The organism is Pseudarthrobacter sp. CC12 (genome assembly GCF_039907755.1).
Taxonomy (GTDB): Bacteria; Actinomycetota; Actinomycetes; order Actinomycetales; family Micrococcaceae; genus Arthrobacter; species Arthrobacter niigatensis.
On sequence record NZ_JARDJH010000002.1, the window covers coordinates 1 to 14391 of the forward strand.

The following is a 14391-nucleotide window of genomic DNA, read 5'->3' on the forward strand; positions in this document are numbered from 1 at the left end:
CAATCACCATCGAGCCCACACTGCACTCAAAGGTAAGACACCGGCCAGCCGCGTCATCAACCTCTCAGGTCAATACAGCTAGCCGGGGCCGCCGTCCCGGACATGGCGCAGGATGTCGTCCACTACGCGCGCGAGCGGCGCGGAGGCGTCGATTGGGATGCCGCCCGGCGGGATTTCTTCCCGGGTTACGTGCAGGTGTTCGATCAGCTGCCGTTCCGCCGCCTGGCCGCCCCATTCGTCCGGCGGCCGCTGGTCAAGGCGCCGACGCAGCGTTTCAACATCCGGCTCCAGGACGAAGACGGCATCGAACAGGTCGATGAAGGAGGCCAGGTTCCTGGACCCGCCGCAGAAGAATGTCGCTGGTTCCCGCTGGTCTGCGGCCAGCTCCCGGACGTCGGCCACCCGCCAGAGGTGATGGCTGTGCACTGCGGTTCCGGTGATCCCCGCAACCGGTTCGCCGGTTTCCGGATCACCTTGGTAGGCGAGGTCACGGTCTCCGTTGATGGCCTGGTAGCCGCGCCGCCGCAGTTCATGGCATACAGCGGTCTTACCTGTACCGGAACCACCCTCGACAAGGTAATTCTTCCTGCCCATGCCTGATGGTACCGACGAACGGCAGGGGTGGGATGGTTTGATTGGTCAGTGCTTCGTGTAAAACGCTTTGTGGTCTTCAGCCTTATCGTGCTCTGTGCCAGCGCAGCGTTCTCTTTCTGGGTGATGGGCCAGGCAGGCGCCGGGGCCAACGCCGCCACGCCCGCGCCGCCCCTCGCCGCGGCCAGGCTCCAGGCCGCGCCTGACGGGATCGCCACCGCCGTCAACGTCACACCGGTCCCCGAATCCACGTGGCTTGGCCACGCCGCCGCAGCAACCGGCATTCCCGTGCGCGCGCTGCGCGCCTACGTCAGTGCCGCTGTCACCGCCAACCAAGCTGCTCCCGCGTGTGGAATCGGCTGGAACACTTTGGCCGCCGTCGGCTTCGTCGAATCAGCCCACGGAACCTACGGCGGCGGCAGCCTGAGTTCCGCCGGCCAGGCCAGCGGCCCGATCGTGGGCCCGAGCCTCAACGGTGCAGGGTTCGCCGCCATTCCTGACACCGACGGCGGAGCCTTGGACGGTGACGCGCAATGGGACCACGCGGTGGGCCCGATGCAGTTCATCCCCTCCACGTGGCGTATCGCCGGGATGGACGGGAACGGGGATGGGGCAGCGGACCCGTTCAACATTGACGATGCAGCCTTAAGCGCGGCCACATATCTGTGCGGCCACGGCGGTGACCTCACCACTGCCCGGGGCTGGACGGATGCAGTGCACGCCTACAACCATTCCGACGCCTACCTCCGCCAGGTGCGCTCCCAGGCCACCGCCTACGCAGCGGCAACGGACACGGTCCAATGACGGGCAGGCGAAGCAGCGGGCCCCGGCGTCCTGCCCGTCAGTCGCGCTGCCAGGTGACCGGAAGCTCCTTCAACCCGTAAACGATGCTGCTTTCCATGCGCTCCAGTTCCGCTCCGGGAGCCAGGGACAGGCCCGGCAGACGGGTCAGCAGCGCCTCCAGGGCGATCCTGGCCTCAAGCCGTGCCAGCGGGGCACCCAGGCAAAAGTGGATGCCATGGCCGAAGGCCAGGTGCCGGTTGGGGCTGCGGTCGATGTCGAACTCAGCGGCCGCCAGGAACTGCTGCCCGTCGCGGTTGGCCGAGCCGATCCACGCCACTATCGGAGCGCCGGCGGGAACCCTTTGGCCGCTGAGGACAGTTTCCGCGACCGCCACCCGGTACATGGACTGGACCGGTGACCGAAAGCGGAGGACTTCTTCGAGCGCCTGGGGGAGCAGGCCCGGTTCCTCAAGGAGCCGGCCAAGCGTGCCGGGTGACTCGGCCAGGCACAAAACGGCGTTGCCAATCAGGTTGGTGGTGGTCTCATTGCCTGCAACCAGCAGGAGGCTGCAGAAACCGAGCAGTTCCGGCACCGTCAGCCGTTGCCCGCCGATCTCCGCGGACAGCAGGCTGCTGATAAGGTCCGTGCCGGGCCTGCTCCGGCGCCGGTCGATCAGGGCGAGGAAGTATTCCACCATTTCTGACGTGGTGGTGTCCTGGGTTTCGCCCGCGGGAGCGGTCCGCGTTTGGCTGACGATGACATCAGACCAGTGCTTGAAGCGCTCCCGGTCCTCCGCGGGAATGCCCAACAGCTCCGAAATCACGATGACCGGCAACGGATAGGCCAGGTCCCTGATCAGGTCCGCGCTTCCGCCGGCAGCGATCCCGTCGAGGAGCTCGTTGGTGAGTCCGGCGATGCGGGGAGCCAGGGCGTCCACGGCCTTGGGCGTGAACGCCTGCGTGACCAGGGAACGCAACTGTCGGTGCCTCGGGGGATCGGTGGTGATCAGGCTCGCCGCGAATAGTTGCCCGGTACCGGACGGATTGTCCCCGCCCATCCGCGATGAAAACGTTGCGTGTTCCGACAACACCCGCTGGACGTCTTCGTACCGGAAAACATGCCAGCTGCCCGACTGGCTGTCCTGGAAGACCGGAGCCATTGCCCGCATGCGCTCGTACTGCGGAAAGGGATCAAGCGGATATTCGGCGGACTGGGTGGAATCCATGATGGCCTCTCTGCCAGCCGGCGCCTCCTGGGCACCAAAAGCGCCGGACCCTTGTTTGTGTGACCGGAGGTTTTTGATCCTAGCCCTGGCGGGCCCCGGCGTCATCAGGTGCGGGCCGCCAGGTGCGCGTCCCGCTCGTATGGCCGGGGGATGGGGTAAGTTCGGCCCTATGGAATGCGTAGTGATCTACAGCGTGCGCGAGGGTGTGGACAGGGCGACGGTCATGTCCGTCTATCCCCGGCACAAGGCCTTCTACGAAGCTTTCCGGGCCGACGGCGGAGGGCTGACTGCCCTGGGCCCTTTCCAGTCTCCCGAAGCCGGCCTGAGCTCAATGGGCATCTTCACTTCGCGCAGTGAAGCTGAACGGTTCATCGCCGGAGACCCCTTCGTAACCGAGGGGTTCGCAGACCCCAAGCTGCTCGAATGGAATGCCGTGCACCTCGCCTGAGGGACGCAGCCGCACGCAACTTTCCCACCAACCGACCACTGAACGCGAGGACTCATCATGCAGCACCGGACCCTGGGCCACAGCGGCGCCGTCGTCACCAGCTTCGCGCTGGGCACCATGACGTTCGGCGCGGAGGCGACCGAAGAAACCTCCCACGACATCCTGGACAGCTACTTCGACGCGGGCGGCAACTTCATCGATACCGCCGACGTCTACAGCTCGGGAGTGTCCGAAGAGATCATCGGACGCTGGCTGGCCAGGCGGGCGGGCCTGAGGGACCGGGCGGTGATCGCCACCAAAGGGCGTTTCCCCATGGGAACGGCACCGAACGACGTCGGAACATCGCGCCGGCACTTGACCCGCGCACTCGATGATTCCCTCCGCCGCCTGGGAGTGGAACAGATCGACCTGTACCAGATGCACGCGTGGGACCCCATCACCCCCCTGGAGGAGACCCTGCGGTTCCTGGACGACGCCGTAGGCCGCGGGAAAATCGCGTACTACGGGTTTTCGAATTTCCTGGGCTGGCAGCTCACCAAGGCGGTCCATGTTGCACGCAGCCAGGGCTGGAACCCGCCCGTCAGCCTGCAGCCCCAATACAGCCTCCTGGTCCGGGACATCGAACATGAGATCGTACCGGCCGCGCTTGACGCAGGAATCGGCCTGTTGCCGTGGTCGCCGCTGGGCGGAGGATGGTTGTCCGGCAAGTACCGCCGCGACCAGCGGCCTTCCGGGGCAACCCGCCTGGGGGAGAATCCCGAACGCGGCATGGAAGCCTGGAAGGCACGCAATGACAACCCGCGTACGTGGGCAGTCATCGACGCCGTCGAAGATATCGCTGCCCACCACAATGTGAGCCCGGCCCAGGTGGCACTGGCCTGGCTGGCACACCGGCCCGCCGTGACGTCCGTAATCCTGGGTGCCCGCTCCACGGAGCAGCTTGCCGACAACCTGGCGGCCGCCCAGCTGCAGCTCAGCGCCGAAGAGGTCACCCGTCTCACCCTGGCCAGCCAGCCCGACGTGGGGGTCTATCCCTACGGGCCCATGGCCCAGGAACAGCGCAGCCGCAAAATGGAGGGCGGACGGTAGCGCCCCACCGGCGGGTAATCGGGGGCCAGCCCTTACCGGGTGTGCTTGAGCACGTCCGGCAGCTCCTCCACGTATACCGTTTGCGGCGGGTCGAAGTAGATCACCAGCACTTCAGCGCCCACCGGGAAGTCACTGGTCTTGTCGAACGGATGGGCGTGGAATGCCATGGTGCCGCCAAGGTAGGGCAGCATGACTTCGCCGATGGTGCCCGGGCCGATGCGGCCGGTGACCCGCCCGATCTTGCCGGTCAGGCTCCTGTCGACCTCCTTGCGCATGGTATCCCTATGCCCCGGAAGCGGTGGGTGGCTGCTTGGCACCCTTGCCGTTCTTCAGCGCGGACCGGAGGGCGGGCAGGTAGTCGCCTGCCTGCGCCAGGATCCCGCCAAGCATCTTGTTGACGCCCTCGCCGCCGTTCAGGACGGTCATCTGCCCGACGTGCGAGAAGGGCTCAGCGGCGGCGGCAATGATGGCGGGCATGTTTTCGGCGAGCTGCTGTGAGATGACCGCGTCCTGGTTGGTGGCGAGGGCCTCGGCCCGCGCCTTGATGCCGTCTGCCTCGGCCAGGGCCTTCGCTTTGATCGCCGAGGCGGCTGCGTCGCCCTTGGCCTTGGTGGCGGCCGCTTCGGCGTCACCCGTAACCTTGGTGGCTCCGGCTGCCGCTGCCGCGGCCGTGGCGTTTGCCTGTGCGGTCACTTCGGTCCGGCGCGCGTTGGCCTGGGCCTCAAGCTCGGTGCGGCGCGCCAGTGCCTCGGCGGCACTGATGTCCGCAGCTTTCTGGCCCTCTGCGTCCGTGCGCTTGGCGTAGGCCTTCGCGTCGGCAGGTTTCCTGATGGTTGTCTGCAGTTTCTGCTCTTCCCGGTCTGCTTCCAGCTTGGCCACCTCTGTTTCCTGCACCACCACCTGCTGCCGTGCTGTGGCCTCGGCCAGCGGCCCGGCCTGGGCGGCATTGGCCCGGGCCCGTTCGGCGTTGGCCTGTGCCACCGACTGCCGGATCGCCGAGACACTCTGCGCATCCGCAATCAGGGCGGCTGCCTCCGCTTCCTTTTCCGCTGCTTCCCGGTTGCGCGTTGCCTCGGCGATCCGGGCCTCCATCTTCACCTGGGCGATATGCGGCTTCGCAATGTTCTGGATGTAGCCGGTGGGATCCTGCAGGTCCTTGATCTGCAGCGAGTCCACCACCAGTCCCAGCTTCTCCATCTCCACACCGCTGGCGCTGCGGACCTGTGAGGCGAGTTTGTCCCGTTCGCGGATGATCTCCTCCACGGTCATGCTGCCAATGATGGAGCGCAAGTGGCCCTCGAAGACGTTGTAGACCTGGCTTTCCATTTTTGGCTGCTGGCCCAGGAAACGTCGGGCGGCATTGGCGATAAAGGGCGGCGCGTCCCCGATCTTGTATATAACCACGCCTTCGACAATGACCTGGATTCCCTGCGAGGTGACACAGGAGACTTTAAGCTCGGTTTCATTCAATGTCAGCGAGAGCGGCCGTACCGTCTGCAGTCCGGGAAGGACCAGGGCACCTTTGCCCGTGACAATCTTGAAATCCATTCCCTCCCTGGTTTCCAGGGTTCCGCGGGTCAGCCCGGAAATGATCAGGGCCTCATTTGGTTCAGCCACTTTCCACATCAGTTTGGTGGCGACCCAGACAAACCCAACGGCAAAGAGCACTCCCAGAATAATGGCGAGCAGCGGAAAGAACGCTGTAAAGTCCGGCATAACCAGATCCTTTCAATGCCGCGCAACGGCATCACGGTAAAACCCCAATAAACACAGCCGCCCATTTATCCGGCTACATAAAACTGCCGTCAATTCCGGTGCTTCCGGCCAGCTGTTGTAGACAGTCTGGTTCGGCCCCGGGCAAGAGTCCATAGCCGTGACGATATTTGCCTGCAGCAACAATAAAAGACGGGCGACGGCGGCACGCACAGTTCCCGGACGGGGTCGTGCGGCGTGGGAAACCGTTGACATGGGCAACCAGTGCTCGCACGATGGAAATGGAACCGCAATGCGGGTCCAGCGCCAGGCATTGACAATTTCTCCTTTTGTTCTTGCCATGAGGCCGGGCGCTCTACTGCATCTGACCAACGGAGTGATGATGAGTATTCAAGGAGTGACCCGGGAGCAGGCCGTACGCCGCGCCACGGTGGCGAGCGTGGTGGGTACCACCATCGAGTGGTACGACTTCTTCCTGTATGGGACGGCCGCCGCCCTGGTGTTTCCCCAGTTGTTCTTCCCGGGCCAGGTTGCCTTCGCCGGCGTGCTGGCGGCTTTCGGTACCCAGTTTGTCGGCTTTGTTGCCAGGCCAATCGGCGCGGCGATCTTCGGCCATTTCGGCGACCGGATTGGACGCAAGACGACACTTATGGCCACGCTCTTCCTGATGGCCTTCGGCACGGTCCTGATCGGCTGCCTGCCCACGTACCAAAGCATCGGCGTTGCCGCGCCGGTCCTCCTGGTCCTGCTCCGGATCATCCAGGGAATCGGCGTGGGAGGCGAGTGGGGCGGTTCTGTCCTGCTGAGCATGGAATGGGGCGACCAGAACCGCCGTGGCCTGTCCGCCTCCTGGCCCCAGATCGGGGTGCCGCTGGGGCTTGTCCTGTCCACCGGCGTCGTCAGGATCACCACGGCCGCAACGGGAACTGAAGGGTTTGCTGCCTACGGCTGGCGGATCCCGTTCATCCTGAGCATCATCCTGATCGGTGTGGGCCTGTTCGTCCGGCTGCGCGTCATCGAAAGCCCGGAGTTCGACGAAGTCCGCAAGTCCAACAAGGTGGTGCGGGCCCCGATCATCGAGGTGATCCGCCGGCAGCCCAAGGAGATCCTCCTTTCCGCCCTGGTGCGCACCTCGGAGCAGGCGCCCTTCTACCTCTTCATCACCTTCGTGATCACCTACGCCACCAAGCAGTTGAAGCTGGACAGCAACTCGATCCTTGATGACACGCTGATCGCGGCGGCGCTGGGGCTGGTCAGTGTTCCGCTGTTCGGGCGCCTGTCCGACCGCTTCGGGCGGCGGCGGGTGTACGGAACCGGGATTGTGCTTACCGCGCTGTTCGCATTCCCCTACTTTGGGCTGCTGAACACGCGGGACTCCCTGTGGGTTGGCGTTGCCGTGGTGGTCAGCCTGATCCTGCACGACATCCAGTACGGACCGCAGGCCGCCCTGATCGCCGAAAGTTTCGACACCGACATCCGCTACACGGGCGCCGGCCTGGGCTACCAGTTGGCCAGCGTAATTGCCGGAGGTCCCGCACCCCTCATCGCTGCCGCCCTGCTGGCGAGCTATGGCAATTCGACGTCGATTTCGCTGTACATCATCCTTTGCTGCGTGATTGCCATGCTTGCCCTGATCTTCCTGCCCAGGGCCAAGGGGGCGCTGGCCAAGGACGCCGCTGCCGCCGCAATGCCCAGAAACCTGTAGGGCCGGATGCGGACGGACTTTCAACCTGGACACCTGGGGCCGCGGGCCTTCTATAAATTACTGACGTCAGTGGTGGTTCCGCGGCCCATCGCCTGGGTGTCCAGCACATCCCCGGACGGGGTGGACAATCTTGCGCCGCACTCTTTCTTCACCGTGGCCTCGGTGGACCCGCCGATCATCCAGTTCACCTCCGTCGGCGAGAAGGATTCGCTGCGGAACATCGAGGCGACGGGGGAGTTCGTGGTGAACCTGGCGCCGGCGGCGCTGATCCAGGAGGTCAATGCCACTGGTACCAATTTCAGCCCCGATGTCAGCGAGTTCGATGCCGCCGGCCTGGCCCGTGAGCCCAGTGCCATGGTCCGGCCGCCCCGGGTTAAGGACTCTCCGGCGGTGCTGGAATGCTCGCTTCACCAGACCCTGCGCATGGGTGACTGTGTCCTGGTGTTCGGCCTGGTAGTGCACGCCGCCGTCTCCTCCCAGGTGCTCAGCGGTGACCACCCGGACGTGGCCGGGCTTGATCCGCTGTCAAGGCTGGGCGGGGACGAATGGGGCATGCTTGGCCCCATCCTCCACCTGCCGCGGATCCGTGCCTCGCAGTGGCCTGGTCCTTTCAGGCCGCGGGAGGGCACATGACGGAGCCTGGCGCGGGAGCCATGCCAGCCCCGGGGGAGGCAGGCTTCTGATGGCGGCGGTCGGTGTTGACGTGGCGGAGTCCATTGCCACGATTTCCTTCGGCAGCGGCGAGCGGCTCAATGCCCTGGGCCAGAGGGACTGGGAGGATCTGCGGTGCGCAGTACACGGGCTGGCCTCCGGCCCGACCCTGCGCGCCGTCGTGGTGCGCGGCCGCGGTGGAGTGTTTTGCGCCGGCTCCGACATAAGCGAATGGGACGGGACGTCGGGCGCGGACGTTGGCCGGACCTTTGACGTGCTGGAAGCCGCATTGCAGGCACTCGAGGACTTGCCCGTCCCAACGCTGGCCGTGGTCGAAGGGGTTGCGGCCGGTGGGGGCTGCCAGCTTGCCCTTGCCTGCGACCTGCAACTGGTGACCCCAACAGCGCGGATGGGCATGCCCGTGGCACGCCTGGGCTTGCTGGTTCCGGCCACCTTCGCCGCCCGCCTGGCACTGCGGGTAGGTCCGTCCCGGGCCAAGGACCTTCTTTACACGGGCCGTATGCTCACTGCCCGCGAGGCGTGGGACATGGGGCTGGTCACCACCCTCGCCCCCGACGACGATGCGGACGCGGCCCTGGCTGCAGTCCTCGACCCGTGGAAAGGCGTCTCGTCGGCGTCTCTAAAGGCATCAAAGGCAGCGGTGGACGAGGGCCTGCGCCTCCTGACGGAAGCCGGCCGCCGCGCGCCAAAGGGCCCTGCGGTGGATCCCGTGGAATTCCGGGACCGGGTCACGGGCTTTCTCCACCGCCGGACCGGGGCGGGGCCGCCGGCTCCACCACCGTGATGTCCAAAGGCATCCGGTTGACGCGGCGCAGGCGTCCGGCCAGCACGCTGCGGAGTCCGTGAGCCACCATCCGCCGCTTGGTCAGGAACCTGAATTCCGGATGGTCCGAGGTGACAAGGTCCACGATGGGCAGCGCCGCCTCGCCCGCATTTTGTCCCCACAGCCCCACCACCACCTGCAGGCCGCTGAGGCGCTGTTGGTAGCCTGGCTGGGACCGCACCCGCGCCAGGAGCGCAGTTTCCACGAGTCCGGGGTTCATGCCGTGGACCCGGACGCCGGTGCCCTTGGTTTCGAGGCGGAGTGTCTCGGTGAACTGGCGGACCCACCGCTTGCTTGAGGCGTAGGCGTTCTGCAGCGCCACCGGACCCCGGTCGCCCTGGCCGTAGAGGTTGACCAGGTCGCCGTGCCCCTGGCCCAGGAATACCGGCAAGGCAACCCTGGAGCCGTGGAACGTACCCAGGATGTTGGTGCGCACCACGCGCGTGAAGTCGTCGGCGGGCGTCGACGCTGTGGGTCCGTACACCCCCGACGTTCCCGCATTGTTAACCCAGATATCCAGCGTTCCCCGGGCAACGGCCTCGTCGCGAAGCGCCTCAACGTCAGCCAGTTCGGCGGTGTGGCAGCGGCATCCGGATGCCGCGATCCCCTCATCGAGCAGGCGGCGGACGGCCGCAGCAACGTCGTCCCCGGACCTGGCTGCAAGCACCACCGTTGCGCCGTGCAGGCCCAGCACGCGGGCCATGGCAAACCCCAGCCCCCGCGACGAGCCGGTCACCACCGCTACCCGGCCGCGAAGGATGTCCTGGCCAGGCGCCGCCCGTTGGATCCGCATCCCCTTGTCCTACGCCGTTACGGCTGTGGCGGCAAGGGTACCGGCTTAGTGGTCCGTGCCGGGGGAAGCCGCCCGGAGCGCTGCCGCGAGGTAGGGGGCAGTGCGGCTGCTGCGGGAACGCGCGACGGCGGCCGGGCCGCCGGCGGCGACGATCCTGCCGCCGGCGTCGCCACCGGCGGGCCCCAGGTCCACCACCCAGTCGGCGGCCGCCACTACATCCATGGCGTGTTCCACGACGATCACCGTGTTCCCGGCGTCCACCAGGCGGTTCAGCTGTGCCATGAGGAGCTGGACGTCGGCCGGGTGCAGGCCGGTGGTGGGCTCATCCAGGAGGTACAGGGTGTGCCCCCGGCGTGCCCGCTGCAGTTCCGTAGCCAACTTGATCCGCTGGGCCTCCCCGCCGGAAAGTTCGGTGGCAGGCTGGCCAAGACGAAGGTAGCCCAGGCCCACCTCCTGGAGCGTCTTGAGGGACCGGGCGGCCGAGGGCACGCCGGCGAGGAAGCCAGAGGCAGCGTTGACCGTCATGCCCAGCACTTCGGCGATGTTCCTGCCCTGGTAGGTGACCGCCAGGGTTTCCGGGTTGTACCGGGTTCCGTCGCATTCCGGACACGGACCGTAGCTGCCGGGAAGGAACAGGAGCTCCACGGCCACGAAACCTTCGCCCTGGCACGTCTCGCACCTGCCCCCTGCCACGTTGAAGGAAAAGCGGCCGGCCCCGAATCCCCGGCTCCGGGCAGCTCCGGTGGCGGCGAATTCCTTGCGGACCGCATCGAACAGGCCCGTGTAGGTTGCCAGATTGGAGCGCGGGGTCCGGCCGATCGGCCTCTGGTCCACTTTCACCAGGCGGTCGATCAGCTCCAGGCCGGACACGTACCCAACGGTCCCGGTTCCGCCCTGTTCCCCCGCGTCCTCGTCCGGCTCCTCGTATGGTGTACCGGTCCCGGCCTGCAGCACGGCGCCGGCGACATCGGCCAGGACCCGGCTGACCAGGGTGGACTTTCCGGAACCGGAGACCCCGGTGACCGCTGTCAGGACGCCAAGCGGAAAAGCCGCGTCCAGGTTCCGCAGGTTGAGCCGGCTGACGTCCCGCAGTTCCAGCCACCCGGACGCTTCGCGCCGGGCACCTTGCCGGGCGCCGCCGTCGTCCGCTCCCTCCTGTGGGGCGCCTGGGAACAGGAACGGCCGTGTCACGGACTCCGGCACCTCATCGAGGCCCTGCACGGGGCCGCTGTAGAGCACTTTTCCGCCGTCTTCGCCCGCCCGCGGCCCCACGTCCACCAGCCAGTCCGCCCGGCGGACCATGTCCATGTTGTGTTCCACCACGAAGACGGAATTTCCTGACGACTTGAGCTGGTCCAGGACGGCCAGGAGGGGTTCGGCGTCGGCGGGGTGCAGGCCCGCCGACGGTTCATCCAGCACGTAGATGACGCCGAACAGCCCCGAGCGGAGCTGGGTGGCGATCCGCAGCCGCTGCATTTCCCCGGGCGAAAGCGTTGGCGTGGCCCGTCCCAGCGCAAGGTACCCCAGGCCCAGTTCCAGCAGCACGGTAATGCGCTGGAGCAGGTCGCGGGTGATGGCCACGGCCACTTCGTTGGACTCCGATGACTGCTTGCGGGATGCTGTCGCTGCCGCGGCCAGTGTGGTGGTGGGGCGGATGATCGCGGCGAGTTCGGTCATGGGTACCGCGTTCAGCGCGGCGATGGTGTGGCCGGCAAAGGTCACCGCGAGGGCTTCGGGCCTGAGCCCGGTTCCGCCGCACCGCGGGCACGGCCCGGTCTCCATGAAGCGCAGGACCTTTTCCCGCATGGCGGGGCTCTTGGAATCGAGCAATGTGTGCATGACGTAGCTTTTGGCACTCCAGAACCTGCCCTTGTAGGGCTTGGCCACGCGGTCCCGCTGGGGTGTCACCTCCACCACTGGCTGCTCTTCGGTGAACAGGATCCAGTCCCGCTGTTTCCTGGGCAACCGCCGCCACGGGACGTCCACGTCGTAGCCCAGGTGGGTCAGGATGTCGCGTAGGTTCTTGCCCTGCCAGGCACCGGGCCACGCGGCGATTGCCCCCTCACGGATGCTCAGCGAGGGGTCCGGGACCAGGGACGCCTCCGTCACGGTGTGCGCCGTGGCCAGCCCGTGGCATTCCGGGCAGGCGCCGGCAGCGGTGTTGGGGGAGAAAGCGTCCGAATCGAGGGGTGCCGCGCCCTCCGGGTAGCTGCCGGCGCGGGAAAACAGCATCCGGAGCGAATTGGACAAGGTGGTGACCGTTCCCACGGTGGAGCGGGACGTTGCGGTTCCGCGGCGCTGCTGGAGGGCGACGGCGGGCGGCAGCCCGGTGATGAGGTCCACCTTGGGATTGTGGCCCTGCTGGATAAGCCGGCGGGCGTAGGGCGCCACGGATTCGAAGAACCGGCGCTGCGCCTCCGCGTAGATGGTGCCGAATGCCAAGGACGACTTGCCGGAACCGGAGACGCCGGTGAACGCCACGATCGCGTCCCGCGGCACATCCACGCTGATGTTCCGCAGGTTGTTTTCACGGGCACCGCGCACGCGGACGAATCCGTCTTCGGCGTGGGCCGCCGCGGGAGCGGAGGTGTTCAGCGCGGTCAATGTCCCGGTGTTCTGTTTGGCATGCACCGCTTCGACTCTAGTAGGCGTCCGTGCGTGGCCTGAACTTTCCGGGATCTGTCGGGACGGCGCAGACGGATTTACACTGAAGCATTCCGCGGCGCAGGCGGGGGAAGCGGACCGAAAACACAAGATCAACTACATAGGTGGAAGGGCCGGCCATGGGCAACGCGTCGCAGGGAGCTAACAGGGCAGTATCCGAGGCCGCGTCCGCGAGCCGCAGCCCGGCAGTGCGGATTCTGGCACGCGCCGGATTCGTTTTCATCGGCCTGGTGCACATCCTGATCGGGGCCATCGCGTTGCAGCTGACCCGGGGCCAGGGGGGAGAAGCCGACCAGTCCGGGGCGATCGGTGCCCTGGCTTCCAAGCCCGGCGGCGGCATCCTGCTGTGGGCCGGTGCTGTTGCGTGTGCCGCGCTGGCCCTGTGGATGGTCAGCGAGGCAGTTTTCGGGGCACGCACGGAGACCGACTCCAAAACGAAGCTGAAGAACGCAGCCAGCGCAGCGGGGAAGGCAGTGGTCTTCGGTTTCCTTGCCTTCACCTTTGCCGTCTTCGCCTCCGGCGGCAGCAAGAACTCCAGCCAGTCCGCCAGTGATTTCACCGCAAAGCTGATGGGAGCGCCGGCCGGGGTGGTTGTCCTGGTGGTGGTCGGCCTGGCGATCATTGGCGCCGGCGTCTTTTACGCGTTCCGGGGTGTCACCCGGAAATTCATGGAGGACCTGCAGGACCCGGGAAACGCTCGGACGGCCGTGGAGTGGATCGGCACGATCGGCTACGCAGCCAAGGGCGTGGTGCTCGCCGTCGTCGGAGTCCTGATCATTGTGGCCGCCGCAACCGCGGACCCCTCTAAATCCTCAGGCCTCGACGGGGGGCTGAAGACCCTCGGTTCGCAGCCGTACGGCGTGTTCCTCCTTGCTGCCATCGCCGCAGGGCTTATCTGCTACGGCGTGTACTCCATGGCGCGTGCACGCTATGGAAAGTTCTAGGGTCCCGGAGCCCGGCCAGGGGTACCTAATGCCCTAAACGTTCCTGTGGAGTCGCTGTGCATCCTGTTGATCCGGTCACCTTTGGCCCTAAAGTAATCCCACAATTGCCTACGATGGGACACGGACAACAAGACGAACCGCTGCCGGGCACCTGCCCGGCCACCCGGTAAACCCAGGACGGAGGAGGGCGCCATGCAGGACAGCGTGCTGCTGCACGGGCACCCCGCCCGGCTGTTGACGGCCGGGGTGGCCGCCATCCTCCTGGCCGTGACGTCGGGAAGCGCCGCCCAGACCCGGCCAACGGCCACCGCTTCACCCCTGGTCCGCGTTGTGGTGGTGGGGGACTCGCTGAGCACCGGCCATGGGACGTCCCCGCAGGAGGCGTGGCCGGCGCTGATGCGGACGGACCCTGGCGTGGCAGGGCTGGAAGTAGTCAACGCGGCCGAGGACGGCAGCGGCTACGTCAGCCTGGGCGACTATAACGGAACCTTCGGGACCCAGGTTGACGACTTCGTCACCCCGGACACCGGAATCGTGGTCTTCTTCGGTTCGGAGAACGACCTTGGCTATGCCTCCTCGGAGGTCGGCGACGCTGCGTTGGCGGCGATGGACAGGGCCGAGGCCCTTGCCCCGGAGGCGAGGATCATCGTGGTGGGGCCGCCGTCGTATACGTCGAATCCCGACCCCGGACTGGTGGATATCAGCGACCAGCTCAGGACCGCCACTGCGAGGGCCGGCGCAGAATTCGTCGACCCAATCTCGGAAGGCTGGATCAGCGACGACTTTGACGACCTGATCGGCCCCGACGGCGACCACCCGACCGTCCTGGGCCAGCATTACCTGCTGGAGCATATCGGGGCGTACCTTGAGCAGGCTGCGCCGGCGGCCCAGGCCGCGCTGGAAGGCCGCCAGGACCTGCACAAGCCGGCTGCCTAGGATCC

Annotated in this window: 14 protein-coding genes; 8 read left to right on the forward strand and 6 right to left on the reverse strand. The window is 66.6% G+C overall.

Translation table 11 applies throughout. The features are described 5' to 3' along the window. Positions 1-78 precede the first annotated feature (78 nt). Positions 79-594 carry a nucleoside kinase gene (locus PV772_RS01610; protein WP_141160566.1) on the reverse strand — a complete coding sequence of 172 codons (516 nt, stop codon included), beginning with the start codon at positions 592-594 and terminating at the stop codon, positions 79-81. Positions 595-642: 48 nt separating this feature from the next. Between PV772_RS01610 and PV772_RS01615 the strand changes: the two genes are divergently transcribed. Next, a complete protein-coding gene (locus tag PV772_RS01615; protein WP_347885175.1) occupies positions 643-1395 on the forward strand; it encodes a lytic transglycosylase domain-containing protein in 753 nt (250 codons plus the stop codon). 37 nt (positions 1396-1432) lie between these two features. Here PV772_RS01615 and PV772_RS01620 read toward each other — a convergent pair whose 3' ends face one another. Then, the gene (locus PV772_RS01620; protein WP_347885176.1) at positions 1433-2599 is read right to left on the reverse strand and encodes a cytochrome P450; all 1167 of its coding nucleotides are present in this window, start codon (positions 2597-2599) and stop codon (positions 1433-1435) included. 169 nt (positions 2600-2768) lie between these two features. On the opposite strand from PV772_RS01620, the gene PV772_RS01625 reads away from it, so the two are divergent. Continuing rightward, positions 2769-3047 carry a hypothetical protein gene (locus PV772_RS01625; RefSeq protein ID WP_347885177.1) on the forward strand — a complete coding sequence of 93 codons (279 nt, stop codon included), beginning with the start codon at positions 2769-2771 and terminating at the stop codon, positions 3045-3047. A 57-nt stretch (positions 3048-3104) separates the two neighbouring features. Further along, positions 3105-4136 carry an aldo/keto reductase gene (locus PV772_RS01630; RefSeq protein WP_141181502.1) on the forward strand — a complete coding sequence of 344 codons (1032 nt, stop codon included), beginning with the start codon at positions 3105-3107 and terminating at the stop codon, positions 4134-4136. Between the two features lie 32 nt (positions 4137-4168). Here the strand turns inward: PV772_RS01630 and PV772_RS01635 are convergent, their stop codons facing one another. Together PV772_RS01635 and PV772_RS01640 are read right to left on the reverse strand one after the other, a co-directional pair. Beyond that, entirely contained in the window at positions 4169-4411 is a 243-nt protein-coding gene (locus PV772_RS01635; RefSeq protein ID WP_141160562.1) for a hypothetical protein, read from the reverse strand. Between the two features lie 7 nt (positions 4412-4418). Next, a complete protein-coding gene (locus PV772_RS01640) occupies positions 4419-5852 on the reverse strand; it encodes an SPFH domain-containing protein (RefSeq protein WP_347885178.1) in 1434 nt (477 codons plus the stop codon). Positions 5853-6231: 379 nt separating this feature from the next. Here PV772_RS01640 and PV772_RS01645 point away from each other — a divergent pair, with 379 nt between their 5' ends. The 3 genes from PV772_RS01645 to PV772_RS01655 all read left to right on the forward strand — a co-directional run bounded on the left by PV772_RS01645 (position 6232) and on the right by PV772_RS01655 (position 9010). Beyond that, entirely contained in the window at positions 6232-7554 is a 1323-nt protein-coding gene (locus tag PV772_RS01645) for an MFS transporter (protein ID WP_141160560.1), read from the forward strand. A gap of 69 nt (positions 7555-7623) precedes the next feature. After that, a complete protein-coding gene (locus PV772_RS01650; RefSeq protein WP_246839688.1) occupies positions 7624-8187 on the forward strand; it encodes a flavin reductase family protein in 564 nt (187 codons plus the stop codon). 49 nt (positions 8188-8236) lie between these two features. Beyond that, positions 8237-9010 carry an enoyl-CoA hydratase/isomerase family protein gene (locus PV772_RS01655; RefSeq protein ID WP_347885179.1) on the forward strand — a complete coding sequence of 258 codons (774 nt, stop codon included), beginning with the start codon at positions 8237-8239 and terminating at the stop codon, positions 9008-9010. Here PV772_RS01655 and PV772_RS01660 read toward each other — a convergent pair. Then, positions 8955-9842 (reverse strand): SDR family NAD(P)-dependent oxidoreductase, encoded by an 888-nt coding sequence (locus PV772_RS01660; protein WP_141181506.1) that lies wholly within the window; start codon positions 9840-9842, stop codon positions 8955-8957. The genes PV772_RS01655 and PV772_RS01660 overlap by 56 nt on opposite strands. Before the next feature lie 45 nt (positions 9843-9887). Then, positions 9888-12446, reverse strand: coding sequence for an excinuclease ABC subunit UvrA (locus PV772_RS01665; protein WP_347885299.1), 2559 nt, complete (start codon positions 12444-12446; stop codon positions 9888-9890). Positions 12447-12625: 179 nt separating this feature from the next. Here PV772_RS01665 and PV772_RS01670 point away from each other — a divergent pair, with 179 nt between their 5' ends. Together PV772_RS01670 and PV772_RS01675 are read left to right on the forward strand one after the other, a co-directional pair. After that, complete coding sequence (locus PV772_RS01670; protein ID WP_347885180.1) at positions 12626-13450, forward strand: DUF1206 domain-containing protein; 825 nt, start codon at positions 12626-12628, stop codon at positions 13448-13450. Between the two features lie 192 nt (positions 13451-13642). Next, positions 13643-14386: an SGNH/GDSL hydrolase family protein gene (locus tag PV772_RS01675; protein WP_347885181.1), complete on the forward strand. Its 744-nt coding sequence runs from the start codon at positions 13643-13645 to the stop codon at positions 14384-14386. Positions 14387-14391 lie beyond the last annotated feature (5 nt).

What these genes read in the sequence shown, in the direction of transcription:
- PV772_RS01610 (WP_141160566.1), bottom strand. Translation starts at nt 594, where the DNA reads ATGGGCAGGAAGAATTACCTTGTCGAGGGTGGTTCCGGTACAGGTAAG.
- PV772_RS01620 (WP_347885176.1), bottom strand. Translation starts at nt 2,599, where the DNA reads ATGGATTCCACCCAGTCCGCCGAATATCCGCTTGATCCCTTTCCGCAG.
- PV772_RS01625 (WP_347885177.1), top strand. Translation starts at nt 2,769, where the DNA reads ATGGAATGCGTAGTGATCTACAGCGTGCGCGAGGGTGTGGACAGGGCG.
- PV772_RS01630 (WP_141181502.1), top strand. Translation starts at nt 3,105, where the DNA reads ATGCAGCACCGGACCCTGGGCCACAGCGGCGCCGTCGTCACCAGCTTC.
- PV772_RS01635 (WP_141160562.1), bottom strand. Translation starts at nt 4,411, where the DNA reads ATGCGCAAGGAGGTCGACAGGAGCCTGACCGGCAAGATCGGGCGGGTC.
- PV772_RS01640 (WP_347885178.1), bottom strand. Translation starts at nt 5,852, where the DNA reads ATGCCGGACTTTACAGCGTTCTTTCCGCTGCTCGCCATTATTCTGGGA.
- PV772_RS01645 (WP_141160560.1), top strand. Translation starts at nt 6,232, where the DNA reads ATGAGTATTCAAGGAGTGACCCGGGAGCAGGCCGTACGCCGCGCCACG.
- PV772_RS01655 (WP_347885179.1), top strand. Translation starts at nt 8,237, where the DNA reads ATGGCGGCGGTCGGTGTTGACGTGGCGGAGTCCATTGCCACGATTTCC.
- PV772_RS01660 (WP_141181506.1), bottom strand. Translation starts at nt 9,842, where the DNA reads ATGCGGATCCAACGGGCGGCGCCTGGCCAGGACATCCTTCGCGGCCGG.
- PV772_RS01670 (WP_347885180.1), top strand. Translation starts at nt 12,626, where the DNA reads ATGGGCAACGCGTCGCAGGGAGCTAACAGGGCAGTATCCGAGGCCGCG.
- PV772_RS01675 (WP_347885181.1), top strand. Translation starts at nt 13,643, where the DNA reads ATGCAGGACAGCGTGCTGCTGCACGGGCACCCCGCCCGGCTGTTGACG.